Genomic DNA, 16,426 nt, shown 5'->3' on the forward strand with positions numbered 1-16,426 from the left:
CGCAGGTAGCGAAATAAAACTTACTTTAACGACCCCACCAGCGCTTTGCGGCTCTCCTCAAGGGAGACCACGCGGCTGCAGACATCCTTACCAAACTGCTGGAAATCGGCTTCCTGGTTTTTCCATTCATCCTGAATGGCCGTTTGCAGGCCGCCAAGGCTGCCGAGGATCCCCTGCAGCGGGTTACCGCCGCCTTTAAGAACCGCCTTCGCCCCCATCTCGTTGATGCTATCCTGCAGAATGCCGCCCATCGCCTGATTTACCAGCTGCTGGCCGTCGGCGCGCACCTGATCGATGGCTTTATAGTGGAAGGTCAGGCCATCGTTACGATGTTCAATTATGCGGCTCATTTGCGCTTTCAGCTGCGCATCAAGCTTGGTCAGGCGGCTATGCATGCTGCTGCTGGCCCCCACCTGTTCGGTAATAATTTTATCCAGCGCGGCGCGGCCTTTTTCTACCCGCGTGCGGGCGCCTTCATCAATCCACGGCAGGCTGCTGCGCAGGCCAGCCTGATAGTCCTGAGCCTGCTCGCGCTGAGCGGCGTTCAGGGAATACGCTTTACCGTTAAAGGTCAGGTTGCCGTCCGGCTTAATCACCAGATCGCCGTTTTCGCCTTTTACCTGCACCTGCTGCGGGCTGAGGATGACATCGTCACGCGGCGTGACGCTACACTGGTAGTCCGCATGCGCGGACAAAGCGGTGACGGAAAGCGCCAATGCCAACAGCGTTTTGCGCATCATTTAACTCCCTTCAGACAAAACGGGCCGGCAGTTGCCGACCCTTGTCAAACTTAGTCCCACCAGATATCAAAAAGTTCGCTGGTGCGTACATCGGCAAGCCCGCGGTCTTCCAGCCATTTACGTACGATGGCCTGGTGTTCCTCGGTGCATTTGCCGATTTCCTGCAGGCAGATCAGGCCTTCCCAGGAAAGATAACCGCTGCCGTCAAAGGCCAGCTTATTAGGCTCAATCACCTCATCAATCAGATCGTTAACGGTCTGGTCGATCTGCTCTTCGCTGGTTCCATCCGCGAAACGCCACGCGACGGAAAAACCCACTTCCTGAAACTCGTCGATATGCATTTTTTTACGCAGACGACGGCTACGATTCGTTGCCATTATTTCACCCTCTCGAACATTAAGTCCCATACGCCGTGGCCAAGACGATGGCCACGCTGTTCAAATTTGGTTACCGGGCGCGATTCCGGGCGCGGCACATAGTCGTTGCTTTCAGACCGGTTACGATACCCTTCAAGCGAGGACATCACTTCCAGCATATGCTCGGCATATTGCTCCCAGTCGGTCGCCATATGGAAGACGCCGCCCAGCTTCAGTTTACTTTTCACCAGTTCGGCAAAAGGCGGCTGAACGATACGGCGCTTATTATGACGCGCTTTGTGCCACGGGTCAGGGAAAAACAGCTGCACCATGCTCAGAGAGTTATCCGGAATCATCGTATGCAGCACTTCCACCGCATCGTGGCACATGACGCGCAGGTTCTGCACCCCCTCTTCTTCGGCGGACGCCAGGCAGGCGCCGACGCCCGGCGAGTGCACTTCAATGCCGAGGAAATTCTGCTGCGGCTTCTCTTTCGCCATCGCCACCAGCGAAGCGCCCATACCGAAACCGATCTCCAGCGTGACCGGCGCCTCACGGCCAAACAGCGCGGCGAAATCGAGCGGCGCATCGTTAAATTCAACGCCCATCACCGGCCAAATATTGTCCAGCGCGTGCTGCTGACCTTTGGTCAGGCGGCCCTGACGACGGACGAAGCTGCGAATACGGCGCAGCGGACGGCCGTTTTCATCGAATTCCGGAGATATGACGTCGTTTTTCATAAAAGTTAAGTCTGCTTGTGAGAGTGTTCGGAAAACGGGCATTATCCAAAGTTACCCGGCGGATGCAAGGGTTTACAGCCTCTCGCCCTTGTGCTGCAATCTGCCACCTTATAATCGCTATCCCGGAGCCGTAGCTTTGACTTTTCCCGCCGCGCAATTTTCAGCCCAGGTGCTGGACTGGTACGACAAATACGGGCGTAAAACCCTGCCCTGGCAAATCGGCAAGACGCCCTACAAAGTATGGCTCTCCGAGGTGATGTTGCAACAAACACAAGTGGCGACAGTCATCCCCTATTTTGAACGCTTTATGGCGCGTTTCCCAACGATTACCGACCTGGCGAACGCGCCCCTCGATGAAGTCCTGCATCTGTGGACCGGCCTGGGCTATTACGCCCGCGCGCGCAATTTACATAAAGCGGCGCAGCAGGTGGCCACCCTGCACGACGGCAAATTCCCACAGACCTTCGATGAAGTCGCCGCGCTGCCGGGCGTGGGCCGCTCTACCGCCGGCGCGATTTTATCCCTTTCTCTCGGTCAGCATTATCCGATTCTCGACGGTAACGTGAAGCGCGTGCTCGCGCGCTGCTATGCTGTCAGCGGTTGGCCGGGGAAAAAAGAGGTTGAGAAACGCCTGTGGGAGATCGCCGAGGACGTCACGCCGGCCAAAGGCGTCGAGCGTTTTAACCAGGCCATGATGGACCTCGGGGCGATGGTGTGTACCCGCTCTAAGCCAAAATGCGAGCTCTGTCCGCTGAATAACGGCTGCGTGGCTTACGCAAATCATTCATGGGCTCAATACCCAGGCAAAAAACCGAAACAGACGATCCCCGAGCGTACCGGCTATTTCCTGCTGATGCAGCACGGCGACGAGGTGTTCCTCTCCCAGCGTCCGCCGGTGGGCTTATGGGGCGGTTTGTTCTGCTTCCCGCAGTTTGAGGATGAAGATGCCCTGCGGGCGTGGCTGGCCCAGCGTCAGATTAAGACCGATAATCTGACGCAATTAACCGCGTTCCGCCACACTTTCAGCCATTTCCATCTGGATATTGTGCCGATGTGGCTTACAGTGCACTCATCCGGCGCATGCATGGATGAAGGGGGCGCACTCTGGTATAACTTAGCGCAGCCGCCGTCCGTCGGTCTGGCGGCTCCCGTGGAGCGCTTGTTGCAACAGTTAAAAGCCGGAGCACCGGTTTAGCTTTCTGGCGATTAAAGAGGATTAAGAATGAGCAGAACGATTTTTTGTACTTTCCTGCAGCGTGAAGCCGAGGGCCAGGATTTTCAGCTGTACCCGGGCGAGCTGGGCAAACGCATCTATAACGAAATCTCCAAAGAAGCCTGGGCCCAGTGGCAGCATAAGCAGACGATGCTGATCAACGAGAAAAAACTCAGCATGATGAACCCGGAGCATCGCAAACTGCTGGAGCAGGAGATGGTTCAGTTCCTGTTTGAAGGTAAAGACGTGCACATCGAAGGCTACACGCCGCCAGAAAAACAGTAAGGGCCTGACGGCCCTTTACAACAATAAACACAACACGCACTCCCGGAATGATGAAAAAATACTTAGCGCTAGCGCTGATTGCGCCTTTGCTCGTTTCGTGTTCCAGCTCAACCAAAAAAGGCGCCGAGTACAACGAGGCGTGGGTAAAGGACACCAACGGCTTTGACATTCTGATGGGCCAGTTCGCCCATAACATCGAGAATATTTGGGGTTATAACGAAGTTCTGCTCGCCGGGCCGAAGGACTACGTCAAATACACCGACCAGTATCAGACCCGTAGCCATATCAACTTTGATGCGGGGACGATTACCGTCGAAACCATCGCCGGGACCGACCCGGCCGGGCGCCTGCGCCAGGCGATTATTAAAACCCTGCTGATGGGCGACGACCCGAACTCCATCGACCTCTATTCCGACGTCGATGATATTCAGATTTCAAAAGAGCCGTTCCTGTACGGTCAGGTGGTGGATAACACCGGCGAGTCGATTCGCTGGGAGTGGCGCGCCTCGCGCTTCGCCGACTATCTGCTGCAAACGCGCTTGAAAAGCCGCAGCAACGGCCCGCGCATGATCTACAGCATCACCATCAACCTGGTGCCGAACCACCTCGACAAACGCGCGCATAAATACATTGGCATGGTCCGTCAGGCATCGCGCAAATACGGTGTTGATGAATCGCTGATCCTGGCAATTATGCAAACCGAATCTTCCTTTAACCCCTATGCGGTCAGCCACGCCGACGCGCTGGGGCTGATGCAGGTGGTGCAGCACAGCGCCGGGAAGGACGTGTTCCGTTCGCAGGGCAAATCAGGCCTGCCGAGCCGCAGCTATCTGTTCGATCCGGTCAATAACATCGACACCGGCACCGCCTATCTGGCGATGCTGAACAACGTCTATTTGTCCGGCATCACCAACCCGACCTCGCGTCGCTATGCGGTCATCACCGCCTATAACGGCGGCGCGGGCAGCGTACTGCGGGTCTTCTCCAACGATAAGGTTCAGGCGGCGAATATCATCAACAACATGACGCCGGGCGATGTTTATCAGACCATCACCAGCCGTCACCCCTCCGCCGAGTCGCGTCGTTATCTGTATAAGGTTAACTCGGCGCAGAAAGGCTACCGCCGCAGGTAATCTCCCTCCAGCGCCCTTGTTTCCTCAAGGGCGTATTCCTTTTGCTATACACAATAGAGTTGCGCAACTGTTTTGCGATTTTCTGCGGCAGTTAACAAAAGCATCCATCGCATAAATGATAGAATCCAACCAAAATAACGCCATAAATGTTATTTAAAACACAAAACAATTCTATATCCGTGAGGATCAAAACATGAATCTTAAGCTGCAGCTCAAAGTACTGTCGTTCCTGCAGTTCTGCCTCTGGGGAAGCTGGCTGACCACGCTCGGCTCGTATATGTTCGTCACCCTCAAGTTCGACGGTGCGGCCATCGGAGCGGTCTATAGCTCACTCGGTATCGCCGCGGTGTTTATGCCGACGCTGCTCGGTATCGTTGCCGATAAATGGATCAGCGCCAAGTGGGTTTATGCCATTTGCCATCTGGTCGGCGCGCTGACGCTGTGGCTCGCCGCCCAGGTCACCACGCCGGGCGAAATGTTCCTCGTCATCCTGCTCAACTCGCTGGCCTATATGCCAACGCTGGGGCTGATTAACACCATTTCGTACTACCGCCTGCAGTCTGCGGATATGGATATCGTGACCGATTTCCCGCCGATTCGTATCTGGGGCACCATTGGTTTTATCCTCGCCATGTGGGGCGTCAGCTTCTCCGGCTTTGAACTGAGCCATATGCAGCTCTATATCGGCGCGGCGCTCTCCTTGCTGCTGGTGCTCTTCACCCTGACGCTGCCGCATATTCCGGTGGCCAATCAGCAGAAAAACCAGAGCTGGACCGCCATGCTGGGCCTTGATGCCTTCGCGCTGTTTAAAAACAAACGTATGGCGATCTTCTTTATTTTCTCGATGATGCTGGGCGCCGAACTGCAAATCACCAATATGTTCGGCAACACCTTCCTGCACAGCTTTGATAAAGATCCGCTGTTCGCCAGCAGCTTTATCGTGCAGCACGCCTCGGTGATGATGTCGATTTCGCAGATCTCGGAAACCCTGTTCATCCTGACCATCCCGTTCTTCCTCAGCCGCTACGGCATCAAAAACGTGATGCTGATTAGTATCGTGGCGTGGATGCTGCGCTTCGGCCTGTTCGCTTACGGCGACCCGACCCCGTTCGGCACCGTGCTACTGGTGCTGTCGATGATCGTTTATGGCTGCGCCTTCGACTTCTTCAACATCTCGGGTTCGGTGTTTGTGGAAAAAGAGGTTCGCCCGGAAATCCGTGCCAGCGCGCAGGGGATGTTCCTGATGATGACCAACGGCTTCGGCTGCATACTTGGCGGGATGGTAAGCGGCAAAGTGGTGGAGCACTTTACCGTCGAAGGGATTACCGACTGGCAAACCGTATGGCTGATTTTCGCCGGCTATTCGCTGGTTCTGGCTTTTGCCTTTGTGGCGCTGTTTAAGTACAAGCACGTCCGCGTACCAACCGGGGCGCAGACCGTCGCACATTAAATAAACGGCTTACCCCAGATTTACGAATAAAAAAACGCGCCCCGGTGTTATCAACGGGGCGCGTTTTTTATGCTTTCAGCACATAGCCATATAGCCGCTTAATGCCGTCAGGGTCCGTTTCGCTGTAGACCCCCTGGAGCTCCGGCGAGAAGCCCGGCAGCATATTGACGCCTTCCTCCAGCGCCAGAAAATAGCGCAGCACCGCCCCGCCCCAGATTTCGCCAGGCACGACGCACAGCACGCCCGGTGGATACGGCAGCGCGCCCTCCGCCGTAATGCGCCCTTCTGCTTCGCTTAAGCGCACCAGTTCAACGTTACCGCGAATAAACTCGCGGTTGGCGTCCTGCGGGTTCATCACCGCGCGCGGGAAGCTCCTCTTGCGGAACATCTCTTTTTGCAAATCCTTCACGTCAAAGCTGACGTACAGGTTATGCATTTCCTGGCACAGCTCGCGGATGGTGTAATCCCGATAGCGCACCGGATATTTATTAAAGATGGTCGGCAGAACGTCGGCCAGCGGGGTGTCGGATTCAATATGCTGCTCAAACTGGGCGAGCATCGCCACCAGCTGAGCCAGCTTCTCGGCGCTCTCTGCGGGCGTCAGCAGGAACAGAATGGAGTTCAGATCGCACTTCTCCGGCACGATGCCGTTTTCGCGCAGGTAGTGGGCCAGAATGGTCGCCGGGATACCAAAATCGGTATATTTTCCGCTCTCCGCATCGATCCCCGGCGTCGTCAGCAGCAGTTTACAGGGGTCAACGAAATACTGATCGCTGGCATAGCCTTCGAAGCCGTGCCAGCGCGCGCCCGGCTCAAAGCTAAAGAAGCGCCGTTCGCGGGCGATGGCTTCAGTGGGATGATCCTGCCACGGACGCCCCGCCACCACCGGTGGAATAAACGGCTGGATCATTTTGCAGTTGGCGATAATCGCCTTGCGCGCTTCGATACCCAGCGCCACGCACTCCGCCCACAGGCGGCGCCCGCTCTCTCCTTCGTGAATTTTGGCATTCACGTCCAGAGCGGCGAACAGCGGATAAAACGGGCTGGTCGAGGCGTGCAGCATAAAGGCGTTGTTGAGCCGCTTATGCGGGCAAAAACGTTCCTGTCCGCGCAGGTGGTTATCTTTTTTATGGATCTGCGACGTTTGCGAAAAACCGGCCTGCTGTTTGTGCACCGACTGAGTGACAAAAATGCCCGGGTCGTCCGGCGTCAGGTCCAGCAGCAGCGGCGAACAGTCGGCCATCATCGGGATAAACTGCTCGTAGCCGACCCAGGCCGAGTCAAACAGGATGTAGTCGCACAGACCGCCGATTTTATCGACCACCTGGCGGGCGTTGTACACCGTCCCATCATAAGTACCGAGCTGAATCACCGCCAGGCGGAACGGGCGCGGCGCATCGGCTTTTTCCGGCGCCGTCTCACGTATCAGTTCGCGCAGGTATTTCTCATCGAAGCAGCGATCGTCGATACCGCCAATAAAACCGAACGGATTGCGCGACGCTTCGAGATAAACCGGCGTTGCGCCGGCCTGAATCAGCGCGCCATGATGATTGGATTTATGGTTGTTACGGTCAAACAGTACCAGATCGCCGCGCGTCAGCAGCGCGTTGGTCACCACTTTGTTCGCCGCAGAGGTGCCGTTAAGGACGAAGTAGGTTTTATCGGCGTTGAAGACCTTCGCCGCAAACTTCTGCGCGTGTTTGGCAGACCCTTCATGAATCAGCAGATCGCCAAGCTTAACGTCGGCGTTGCACATGTCGGCGCGAAAGACGTTTTCACCAAAGAAGTCGAAAAACTGCCGTCCCGCCGGATGCTTCTTAAAGAAGGCGCCGTGCTGATGGCCCGGGCACGCGAAGGTGCTGTTATCCATCTCAACGTATTGGGTCAGCGTATCGAAGAACGGCGGCAGCAGGTTCTCTTCATAGCCGCAGGCGGCGGCTTCCAGTTCGAGCCACTCCTGCTCTTTGCCGCTAACGATGGCCGTCACGCCTTCTGGTTTTTCGTGGTCAGCGTCACTGAACAGATAAACCGGCAGGTTGAACCCGGTGCGTTTCAGTAACGCAAGGATGCCGCTGCGGCTGTCCGCTACGGTAATGACGACTGCCGCCACATCGGTAAAATCTGTACTGTCCAGGGCCACCACGCGACGGTGGGTGGACAGGCGGGATACCAGCTCGCGGCTGGCGGCAATGTGCATTGATTTCATGAGCGCGAATACCCGTTTCCGGAGAGTAAAAGGCTTCGGCCAGGGCGTCTGGGCTCTGGCCAACGAAATGTCAGGGTCTGGCTGGATCCCAGCTCCGACCGCCAGACATCAGTAAAAGCAGACCGCGTCCGATCTTACTGTTGTCCTGCAGTGAGCCTGCGTTACGCTCACCGCATGGTGGGCAGAAGTTGCAGTGTAAGGGTAGCAAGACGAGGCTGCCTGCGCATCTGTACGCAGCGGCAACGGCGATGTAGCGGCGATGTCGTCATCACGGCGGCCTCATTCAGGAGAGGAGAAAATTCGCGCAATCATGTCACCTTTAAATCTACCGCGCAAGATGAATTACGTATGCAGCCATACCACGGATGCGCAAGCCTTTTGGCCCGTTTAGCGTCATAATAATGCAGTCATTAGGGATAATTAACAGGAGTCATGCTGTGGTTACAGGGCCATTTATTAACGCCGGCGCGGTCCTTTTGGGCGGCGTACTCGGCGCACTCTTAAGTCAAAGATTGCCGGAACGGATTCGTACATCAATGACCTCTATTTTTGGCCTCGCGTCGCTGGGCATCGGCATTCTGCTGGTGATCAAATGCGCCAACCTGCCGGTGATGGTGCTTTCAACGCTGGTGGGCGCGCTGCTCGGCGAAGTGTGCAACATGGAGAAAGGCATTAATACGCTGGTCAGTAAGCTCCAGCAGCTGCTTTCGCCCAAAAAGGGGCAGAAAAAGGTCTCAGCGCATGAGTCCTATATTCAAAGCTACGTCGCGATAATCGTGCTGTTCTGCGCCAGCGGAACCGGGATTTTCGGCGCGATGCGCGAAGGAATGACCGGCGACGCCAGCATTCTCATTGCCAAAGCGTTTCTCGACTTCTTTACCGCCACTATCTTCGCCTGCACCCTGGGGCTGGCCGTCTCGGCCATTTGCGTACCGATGCTGGCCATCCAGCTGGCGCTGGCGGCCTGCGCGTCGCTGATTATGCCGTTAACCACGCCGATGATGATGGCGGATTTCACCGCCGTCGGCGGTATGCTGCTGGTCGCGACCGGTCTGCGCATCTGCGGAATTAAAATGTTCGCCGTGGTGAATATGCTGCCGGCCCTGGTGCTGGCGATGCCGATTTCAGTGGCCTGGACGGCGTTTTTCGCCTGAAGATGCGTGCTTTTGACGCAATGTGGTGATAGATTGTTCAGTCTGCTGCGAAACAGATAAATTTCGTTGACGAGGTGCGGTGAATCAGGTTTAATGCGCCCCGTTGCCCGGATAGCTCAGTCGGTAGAGCAGGGGATTGAAAATCCCCGTGTCCTTGGTTCGATTCCGAGTCCGGGCACCACTATTTAAAGAACCCGCCCAAAAGGCGGGTTTTTGCTTTTCTGCGGCCGGACTCTCCATCGAACTGCGTTCGATTATTCGCCGCACAGCAGTCTTAATTTGCAAGATATTGGGTGGAAACTCGCTTATCAGAAGTTATACCCAAAACAACATGCTAAATCCGGTCAAAACGACGATACAAGCGACATTCAAAAACAGGCCGGCGCGCATCATCTCCTGCTGCTTGATATGGCCGGTGGCGAAAACGATAGCGTTTGGCGGCGTCGCCACGGGCAGCATAAAAGCGCATGAAGCCGCAATGGCAATCAATACCGACAGAATCACAGGAGACATGCCGAACGCTTCGGCCACTGAGGCAAATACGGGAATGAGCAAAGCGGCGCTGGCCGTATTACTGGCAAACTCGGTCAGAAACACCACGAATGTTGCAATCACCAGGATAATAATAAATATCCCCATATGAGCCACCATCCCGCTAATCTGGTTTGCCAGGAACAGGCTGGTGCCCGTCTCTTTCAACACATTACTTAAGCAGATACCGCCGCCGAATAATAACAGCACGCCCCAGTCAGCCGTTTTCTCTATATCCTTCCAGTGAACCACCCGGGCGAAATTGACTAATATAATGGCGCCTAAAGCCACGATGGTATCGAAGGATTTAAAACCGCCCAGCAGATCGTTAATGGGTCCGCTGAAAATCCAGAAGAATACGGTAAGGCCAAAAATAGCCAGGGTGACTATTTTGCCTTTATCCCAATCGACCTGTTCACTATTCGTTTCGAAGGTCCCCTTAAGTTCCGGCCTGAACACGAGGTAAAGAATCGCAATAGCGACAGGCAGTAAGACGATCATTGCCGGGAAACCGAACTTCATCCAGTCAAAGAAGGAGAGCCCCACCTCGGCGGCGGCAATCGCATTCGGTGGACTGCCGACGATGGTCGCCATTCCGCCAATGCTGGCGCTATAGGCAATACCGAGGAGCACAAACACATAGGTCGAATGGCGGTTTTTGCCATCGACTTTACTCAGGATCCCCAATACCAGCGGCATCATCATTGCGGCCGTCGCCGTATTACTGATCCACATTGACAGCAGCGCCGTCACGCCAAATAGCATAAAGACCGCGAGGCGCATTTTACCCCTCGCCATCGCTAATACCTTATCGGCAATGACTTTATCCAGCCCCTGCACATGCATCGCCGCCGCCAGAGCAAAACCGCCGAGGAAAAGGAATATCGTTGAGTTGGCGAAACTGTTTAGCGCCGCCTGGGTATTAAATACCCCCAGCAGCACGGCCATGACGGGAACCATGATTGCCGTAACGGTCACGTGCAGCGCTTCCGTTAACCATAATACGGCGATAAAAGCGAGCATACTCAGCCCCATGACCACCTTCGGCTCATAGGGTAGCGTGTTGTAGAGAACGATAAACAAAACAATATCGAGCAAAATGATGATGCTGTTACGATTAAAAAACCACTCATGGGTATTGGTGGGTAAAGGACTCATGTCGTTTTTATTCATAGTAGCTTCCTTGTAACTGGTTACGACTGAATCATTACATGTATATGTCTTTCAGGTATAAATTATGTTCCTGTTCTGTTAACTGGATCGTACCAGACAATTTCCCGCCTGAATGACACCCAGGTCAGGATATTTCCGGAAAGAGGTTCCTGATATAGACGATTTATTGAAGCGAGCAGGCCGACTTTATTAGCTTTAATTTCCTTCGTCTGAATTTCTGTCTTTGGCTGCCGCGCCGGTATACGCGGCGTTGATAGTTTCACCAACATCTAAAATAGCCCCAGAGATCCATCGATTATTTTCGGCAATCCATTTCTGAAATAGAGATAAAGCAGCGCGTAAAAACGGATAATTCGGTGAAAAACCGGGCAAAAGCGCGCTATTCTGGAAATCAACACACCCAGGCGGCTAACTACCTTTCCCTCCGGACGGCTAAAAAGCATCTTATATTCCTTTTTGCTCTTAGCGGCAGACAAAAGTTCTTTAAAATGCCAATTTTGCAGCCCTACCATTCAAATCATCTCGATACGAATGGGCAAAATGTTATGTCAGTTTTTCATTCCGTTAGCGACCTGATTGGTCATACTCCCCTGCTGCAGCTCCATAAGCTTGATACCGGCCCCTGCAGCCTGTTTCTAAAACTGGAAAATCAAAATCCCGGCGGCTCGATAAAAGACCGCGTCGCGCTATCCATGATTACGCAGGCAGAGCGCGAAGGGAAATTAAAACCCGGCGGCACGATTATCGAAGCCACCGCCGGCAATACCGGCCTCGGTCTGGCGCTGATCGCCGCGCAGAAAAATTATCGCCTGATTCTGGTGGTGCCGGACAAAATGAGCCGCGAGAAGATTTTCCATCTGCGCGCGCTGGGAGCGCAGGTGCAGCTTACCCGATCGGACGTTAACAAAGGCCATCCCGCCTACTATCAGGACTACGCCCGGCGCCTTGCCGACGAAACGCCAGGTGCCTTTTATATCGACCAGTTTAATAACGAGGCTAACCCGCTGGCGCATGCCACCACCACTGCCCCGGAGATCTTCCAGCAGCTGGATGGCGATATTGACGCAATCGTCGTCGGCGTCGGCTCCGGCGGAACGCTCGGCGGGCTTCAGGCCTGGTTTGCTGAGCACTCCCCTGAAACGGAATTTATCCTCGCCGATCCGGCGGGCTCCATTCTGGCGGACCAGGTCGAAACCGGGCGCTACGGCGAAACCGGCTCCTGGCTGGTGGAAGGGATCGGCGAAGACTTTATTCCGCCGCTGGCCCATCTTGAAGGCGTCCGCAGCGCATACCGCGTCACCGATAGCGAAGCTTTCGCCACCGCCCGCCAGCTGCTGCAGGTTGAAGGCATTCTGGCAGGCTCCTCTACCGGAACGCTGCTCACCGCCGCCCTGCGCTACTGCCGGGCGCAGACATCCCCTAAACGCGTGGTGACCTTCGCCTGCGACAGCGGCAATAAATATCTATCAAAGATGTTTAACGATGACTGGATGCGCCAGCAGGGCTTTTTAAGCCGTCCATCGCGCGGCGACCTCAGCGATTTTATCGCTCTGCGCCACGACGAAGGGGCAACCGTCACCGCCGCGCCGGACGATACCCTGGCGGCCATCCTCGCGCGTATGCGCCTCTACGACATCTCGCAGCTGCCGGTGCTGGAAAACGGCCGCGTCGTCGGCATCGTCGACGAATGGGATCTGATTAGCCACGTCCAGGGCGACAGTCAACGCTTTTCTCTGCCGGTCAGGGAAGCGATGACCCGTAACGTGGAGACCCTGGATAAGCACGCGCCGGAAAGCGCGCTGAAGGCCATTTTCGATCGCGGCCTGGTGGCCGTTATCGCCGACAACGATCGTTTTCTTGGCCTCATTACCCGCAGCGATGTGCTGACCACCTGGCGTAACCGACTCGAACAGTAAGGACTTCTCAATGACAAATTTGCATACCCTGAGCGTACATAGCGGCACATTTACCGATGAACACGGCGCGGTGATGCCGCCTATTTATGCCACCTCCACCTTTGCTCAGCCCGCGCCGGGCCAGCATACCGGGTACGAATATTCGCGCAGCGGCAACCCGACCCGTCACGCGCTGGAGACGGCGATTGCCGACCTGGAAAGCGGCACGCGCGGCTACGCCTTTGCTTCCGGCCTTGCGGCCATCTCAACCGTGCTAGAGCTGCTGGATAAAGACAGCCACCTGGTCGCCGTCGACGACGTCTACGGCGGTACATACCGGCTGATTGAAAACGTTCGCCGCCGCAGCGCCGGCCTGCGGGTGAGCTGGGTGAAGCCCGACGATCTGGCGGCCATCGAAGCGGCTATTCGGCCCGATACGCGCATGATCTGGGTTGAAACGCCGACCAACCCGCTGCTTAAGCTGGCCGACCTCAGCGCCATCGCCGCCATTGCGCGGCGGCACAATATTATCAGCGTCACCGACAACACCTTCGCCTCGCCGGCTATCCATCGTCCGCTGGAGCTGGGCTTTGATATCGTGGTGCATTCGGCGACCAAATACCTTAACGGCCACTCCGATGTGGTCGCCGGGCTGGCGGTGGTCGGCGACAACGCCGCGCTGGCGGAAAAGCTGGGCTACCTGCAAAACGCGGTCGGCGGCGTCCTCGACCCGTTCAGCAGCTTCCTGACGCTGCGCGGTATTCGTACCCTGGCGCTGCGTATGGAGCGCCACAGCAGCAATGCGCTGCTGCTCGCCGAGTGGCTGGAGCAGCAGCCGCAGGTCGAAAGGGTCTGGTTCCCGTGGCTGGCCTCGCATCCGCATCATCAGCTGGCGCGCAGGCAGATGGCGCTTCCCGGCGGAATGATCTCCGTGGTGGTCAAAGGCGACGATGGCTACGCCGAGCGGATTATTCGTAAGCTGAAGCTGTTTACCCTCGCGGAGAGCCTCGGCGGCGTGGAAAGCCTCGTGAGCCAGCCGTTTAGCATGACTCACGCGTCGATCCCGCTGGAGCAGCGTTTAGCCAACGGCATTACTCCGCAGCTGATTCGGCTGTCGGTAGGCATTGAAGATCCGCAGGATCTGATCGCCGACTGGCGCCACGCGCTGCGCGACTAAGCAGATTGCCCGGCGGCGGCTAACGCCTTGCCGGGCGGCAAGATCCCCTATCACATCAGGCCCGCCGCCCGGCAGAGAATTAAGCAGTCTGCCCGTTCTGGCCCTGCCCCTGCAGAAGATGCTCAACAAAGCGCGTCAGCTTCGGCAGCGGCCGCAGATCCTGCCGCCAGAGCAGGTGAATCGGCCTCGGCTGCGGGGTATACGCCTCGAGCACGCGCACCAGTTTGCCGCACTCGAGCGCATCCGCCAGCAGCACTTCCGGCTGCAGCAGCAGCCCGGCGCCGGCGATCGCCGCCGTTCGCAGCGCGTAGCCATCATTACAGCGCAGAACAGCGTCGCGCTTCCAGCGTACGCCCTCCTCCGCGCCCGGCAGCTTCCACTCATTGCGCGCGGTCCACACCGTATGCGACAAACAGAGATGATCGGCCAGGTCCGCAGGCGTTGTCGGCGTACCGTGGCGGGCTAAATACCCGGGCGCGGCGCAGATCGTCATCCGGTAGGGCGCGAGATACTTTGCCACCAGATCGTTATTGCGGATCTCGCCGATGCGGATCGCCAGATCGATGCCCTCATCCACCAGATCGACCATCCGGTTGGTCAGATCCAGCTCCACGCGCACGTCGGGCCAGGCCTGCAGAAACGTGGCGGTCAGCGGGGCAATCACGCAGGCGCCAAACGACGTCGGCGCGCTTACCCGCAGCGTGCCCGCGGGCGCGACCCGTAGTCTCTCCACTGAACTTTCGGCGATGGAGACCTGCTCCAGGACGCGTTTCGCCTCGTCAAAATAGACCCGCCCGGCGTCGGTCAGGCTCTGGCGACGGGTATTGCGCTCAAGAAGACGGGTATTAAGCTGCCGCTCGATCAGCGCGATATATTTCCCGACCATCACCGCCGACATCTCGAGCCGCGCTGCGGCACCGGTAAAGCTTCCGCACTCCACGACCGCAATAAAGGTCTCCATCGCCCGCAGCTTATCCATATTACAAACCCCTGGTTAGTAATTATTTAACTTTTAGCCAGTTTATCCGATATTTGTTTTATTAAAGAATAGCCTCTCACCCGAGAGAGGAACCTGCTATGAAAATCATCATTATTGGCGCCAGCGGTACCGTTGGCCGCGCGGTTGCGCAAGAATTAAACCAGCGTCATGAAGTCATTCGCGTCGGCCGCACTCAGGGCGACTATCAGGTCGATATCACCTCACAGCAGAGCGTGCAGAACCTGTTTGCGAAAACCGGTCGGGTAGACGCGATTGTTTCCGCCACCGGCAATCTCTTCTTTGGCCCGCTGGCGACCATGACCGACAGCGATTTCAACCAGGGCTTACAGGATAAACTACTGGGGCAGATTCGCCTGGCGCTGACCGGCCAGCATTATCTGAACGACGGCGGATCTATTACGCTGATTAGCGGGATCGTCGCCCATGAGCCCATCGCTCAGGGCGTCAATGCAACCACCGTCAACGCCGGGCTGGAAGGATTCGTTCGCGCCGCCGCCTGCGAACTGCCGCGCGGAATACGAATTAACCTGATTAGCCCCACCGTATTAACGGAATCGGCGGCAGCCTACGACGGTTTCTTCCCCGGTTTTACCAGCGTCCCCGCCGCCAGCGTGGCTCAGGCCTACCGCCGTAGCGTAGAAGGCGTTCAGAGCGGACGGATCTATAAGGTCGGCTACTGACCGGCGCCGCTGCGGGCCGGAATTACGCTGCCGGCCCGCGACGGCGCTTACATCCTGTTTCATCAACGGCTACACTGATCCTTCAATTTGCCTTTTTGAATGACTCATGTTGAAGAAACTCGTTTTTATTGCCCCGCTTTTGGCGCTTATCGCTCTACTTATCTGGTGGTTCACGCCCCGCTACGCCGAAGAGGACGTCGCGTACTACCGCTCCGTCTTCTGCGTTATTGACCATCAGGACAGCCGTGCGTTTCTCCGCGATATGGAAAATATGATTGAAGGCGGCAATTCGGATTATGCGCTGCATAAGACCCACTACGTGCCCGCTCTGGGCCAACGGATGCTGGACACCTGGCAGCAGTTGACGCCGGAAGAGCAGAAAAGTATCAGCCAGGACCAGCAGCGCTGTCGCCAGCTGATGAGCGAAAAGCAGCGCCCGGATTAAGGCGTATTACTGCGCAAAATGACTCGCTGACAATAATAGAAAATAACATTCTGCTGCGACGAGCGGAATGTTAAACATAAACATGGCGAATGAATAACAGTATTTAGCGCGCGAAAAAGTTATATTTAATCGATATCCTGACGTTATTATCACCCTATTTATTTTAAAAAAATCGTTCTGGAAATAATTCCATCACAATCTCCTCTTATATTTCCAGGCCTTAATAAACAGTAAATTATAACCAATAA

15 protein-coding genes and 1 tRNA gene are annotated in these 16,426 nt (G+C 56.1%); 10 read left to right on the top strand and 6 right to left on the bottom strand.

Going from position 1 to position 16,426, the window contains the following annotated elements; genetic code table 11:
* Positions 1 to 20 precede the first annotated feature (20 nt).
* The 3 genes from CDA56_RS11035 to trmB are packed head-to-tail and all read right to left on the bottom strand — an operon-like array spanning position 21 to position 1,836.
* Positions 21 to 740 (bottom strand): YggN family protein, encoded by a 720-nt coding sequence (locus tag CDA56_RS11035; protein ID WP_009651812.1) that lies wholly within the window; start codon positions 738 to 740, stop codon positions 21 to 23.
* Between the two features lie 50 nt (positions 741 to 790).
* Entirely contained in the window at positions 791 to 1,117 is a 327-nt protein-coding gene (locus CDA56_RS11040) for a YggL family protein (protein ID WP_004854168.1), read from the bottom strand.
* Positions 1,117 to 1,836: a tRNA (guanosine(46)-N7)-methyltransferase TrmB gene (gene trmB / locus CDA56_RS11045; protein ID WP_004854170.1), complete on the bottom strand. Its 720-nt coding sequence runs from the start codon at positions 1,834 to 1,836 to the stop codon at positions 1,117 to 1,119. The genes CDA56_RS11040 and trmB overlap by 1 nt, the downstream gene beginning before the upstream one ends.
* Before the next feature lie 136 nt (positions 1,837 to 1,972).
* Between trmB and mutY the strand changes: the two genes are divergently transcribed.
* The 4 genes from mutY (at position 1,973) to CDA56_RS11065 (ending at position 5,917) form a co-directional block, all read left to right on the top strand.
* Positions 1,973 to 3,031 carry an A/G-specific adenine glycosylase gene (gene mutY / locus CDA56_RS11050; RefSeq protein ID WP_009651815.1) on the top strand — a complete coding sequence of 353 codons (1,059 nt, stop codon included), beginning with the start codon at positions 1,973 to 1,975 and terminating at the stop codon, positions 3,029 to 3,031.
* 27 nt (positions 3,032 to 3,058) lie between these two features.
* Positions 3,059 to 3,334, top strand: coding sequence for an oxidative damage protection protein (locus CDA56_RS11055; protein ID WP_004854175.1), 276 nt, complete (start codon positions 3,059 to 3,061; stop codon positions 3,332 to 3,334).
* A 50-nt stretch (positions 3,335 to 3,384) separates the two neighbouring features.
* Positions 3,385 to 4,467 carry a membrane-bound lytic murein transglycosylase MltC gene (gene mltC, locus CDA56_RS11060; RefSeq protein WP_103813970.1) on the top strand — a complete coding sequence of 361 codons (1,083 nt, stop codon included), beginning with the start codon at positions 3,385 to 3,387 and terminating at the stop codon, positions 4,465 to 4,467.
* Between the two features lie 193 nt (positions 4,468 to 4,660).
* Positions 4,661 to 5,917: a nucleoside permease gene (locus CDA56_RS11065; protein WP_009651814.1), complete on the top strand. Its 1,257-nt coding sequence runs from the start codon at positions 4,661 to 4,663 to the stop codon at positions 5,915 to 5,917.
* A 67-nt stretch (positions 5,918 to 5,984) separates the two neighbouring features.
* Here CDA56_RS11065 and CDA56_RS11070 read toward each other — a convergent pair whose 3' ends face one another.
* On the bottom strand, positions 5,985 to 8,123 hold the full coding sequence (locus tag CDA56_RS11070; RefSeq protein ID WP_103813972.1) for an ornithine decarboxylase: 2,139 nt from the start codon (positions 8,121 to 8,123) through the stop codon (positions 5,985 to 5,987).
* A 437-nt stretch (positions 8,124 to 8,560) separates the two neighbouring features.
* Between CDA56_RS11070 and CDA56_RS11080 the strand changes: the two genes are divergently transcribed.
* Together CDA56_RS11080 and CDA56_RS11085 are read left to right on the top strand one after the other, a co-directional pair.
* On the top strand, positions 8,561 to 9,277 hold the full coding sequence (locus CDA56_RS11080; protein ID WP_004135818.1) for a DUF554 domain-containing protein: 717 nt from the start codon (positions 8,561 to 8,563) through the stop codon (positions 9,275 to 9,277).
* A gap of 105 nt (positions 9,278 to 9,382) precedes the next feature.
* A tRNA-Phe gene (locus tag CDA56_RS11085) sits at positions 9,383 to 9,458 on the top strand.
* Positions 9,459 to 9,592: 134 nt separating this feature from the next.
* Here the strand turns inward: CDA56_RS11085 and CDA56_RS11090 are convergent.
* Positions 9,593 to 10,981, bottom strand: coding sequence for an SLC13 family permease (locus CDA56_RS11090; protein ID WP_049082823.1), 1,389 nt, complete (start codon positions 10,979 to 10,981; stop codon positions 9,593 to 9,595).
* Between the two features lie 545 nt (positions 10,982 to 11,526).
* Between CDA56_RS11090 and CDA56_RS11100 the strand changes: the two genes are divergently transcribed.
* Complete coding sequence (locus CDA56_RS11100) at positions 11,527 to 12,897, top strand: pyridoxal-phosphate dependent enzyme (RefSeq protein WP_025105933.1); 1,371 nt, start codon at positions 11,527 to 11,529, stop codon at positions 12,895 to 12,897.
* Positions 12,898 to 12,907: 10 nt separating this feature from the next.
* On the top strand, positions 12,908 to 14,053 hold the full coding sequence (locus CDA56_RS11105; RefSeq protein ID WP_004854188.1) for a trans-sulfuration enzyme family protein: 1,146 nt from the start codon (positions 12,908 to 12,910) through the stop codon (positions 14,051 to 14,053).
* Between the two features lie 79 nt (positions 14,054 to 14,132).
* On the opposite strand, the gene CDA56_RS11110 is transcribed toward CDA56_RS11105, so the two are convergent.
* Positions 14,133 to 15,032, bottom strand: a complete 900-nt coding sequence (locus tag CDA56_RS11110) for a LysR family transcriptional regulator (RefSeq protein WP_103813974.1) — start codon at positions 15,030 to 15,032, stop codon at positions 14,133 to 14,135.
* Between the two features lie 98 nt (positions 15,033 to 15,130).
* On the opposite strand from CDA56_RS11110, the gene CDA56_RS11115 reads away from it, so the two are divergent.
* Both CDA56_RS11115 and CDA56_RS11120 read left to right on the top strand, forming a co-directional pair.
* Positions 15,131 to 15,733 (top strand): short chain dehydrogenase, encoded by a 603-nt coding sequence (locus CDA56_RS11115; RefSeq protein ID WP_014226852.1) that lies wholly within the window; start codon positions 15,131 to 15,133, stop codon positions 15,731 to 15,733.
* A 106-nt stretch (positions 15,734 to 15,839) separates the two neighbouring features.
* The gene (locus tag CDA56_RS11120) at positions 15,840 to 16,178 is read left to right on the top strand and encodes a hypothetical protein (protein ID WP_032692867.1); all 339 of its coding nucleotides are present in this window, start codon (positions 15,840 to 15,842) and stop codon (positions 16,176 to 16,178) included.
* The last annotated feature ends 248 nt before the right edge of the window (positions 16,179 to 16,426 follow it).

Source organism: Klebsiella michiganensis (assembly GCF_002925905.1).
Taxonomy (GTDB): Bacteria; Pseudomonadota; Gammaproteobacteria; order Enterobacterales; family Enterobacteriaceae; genus Klebsiella; species Klebsiella michiganensis.

What these genes read in the sequence shown, in the direction of transcription:
- CDA56_RS11035 (WP_009651812.1), bottom strand. Translation starts at nt 740, where the DNA reads ATGATGCGCAAAACGCTGTTGGCATTGGCGCTTTCCGTCACCGCTTTG.
- mltC (WP_103813970.1), top strand. Translation starts at nt 3,385, where the DNA reads ATGAAAAAATACTTAGCGCTAGCGCTGATTGCGCCTTTGCTCGTTTCG.
- CDA56_RS11065 (WP_009651814.1), top strand. Translation starts at nt 4,661, where the DNA reads ATGAATCTTAAGCTGCAGCTCAAAGTACTGTCGTTCCTGCAGTTCTGC.
- CDA56_RS11105 (WP_004854188.1), top strand. Translation starts at nt 12,908, where the DNA reads ATGACAAATTTGCATACCCTGAGCGTACATAGCGGCACATTTACCGAT.
- CDA56_RS11120 (WP_032692867.1), top strand. Translation starts at nt 15,840, where the DNA reads ATGTTGAAGAAACTCGTTTTTATTGCCCCGCTTTTGGCGCTTATCGCT.
- CDA56_RS11055 (WP_004854175.1), top strand. Translation starts at nt 3,059, where the DNA reads ATGAGCAGAACGATTTTTTGTACTTTCCTGCAGCGTGAAGCCGAGGGC.
- CDA56_RS11040 (WP_004854168.1), bottom strand. Translation starts at nt 1,117, where the DNA reads ATGGCAACGAATCGTAGCCGTCGTCTGCGTAAAAAAATGCATATCGAC.
- CDA56_RS11110 (WP_103813974.1), bottom strand. Translation starts at nt 15,032, where the DNA reads ATGGATAAGCTGCGGGCGATGGAGACCTTTATTGCGGTCGTGGAGTGC.
- CDA56_RS11070 (WP_103813972.1), bottom strand. Translation starts at nt 8,123, where the DNA reads ATGAAATCAATGCACATTGCCGCCAGCCGCGAGCTGGTATCCCGCCTG.
- CDA56_RS11115 (WP_014226852.1), top strand. Translation starts at nt 15,131, where the DNA reads ATGAAAATCATCATTATTGGCGCCAGCGGTACCGTTGGCCGCGCGGTT.
- CDA56_RS11100 (WP_025105933.1), top strand. Translation starts at nt 11,527, where the DNA reads ATGTCAGTTTTTCATTCCGTTAGCGACCTGATTGGTCATACTCCCCTG.
- trmB (WP_004854170.1), bottom strand. Translation starts at nt 1,836, where the DNA reads ATGAAAAACGACGTCATATCTCCGGAATTCGATGAAAACGGCCGTCCG.
- CDA56_RS11090 (WP_049082823.1), bottom strand. Translation starts at nt 10,981, where the DNA reads ATGAATAAAAACGACATGAGTCCTTTACCCACCAATACCCATGAGTGG.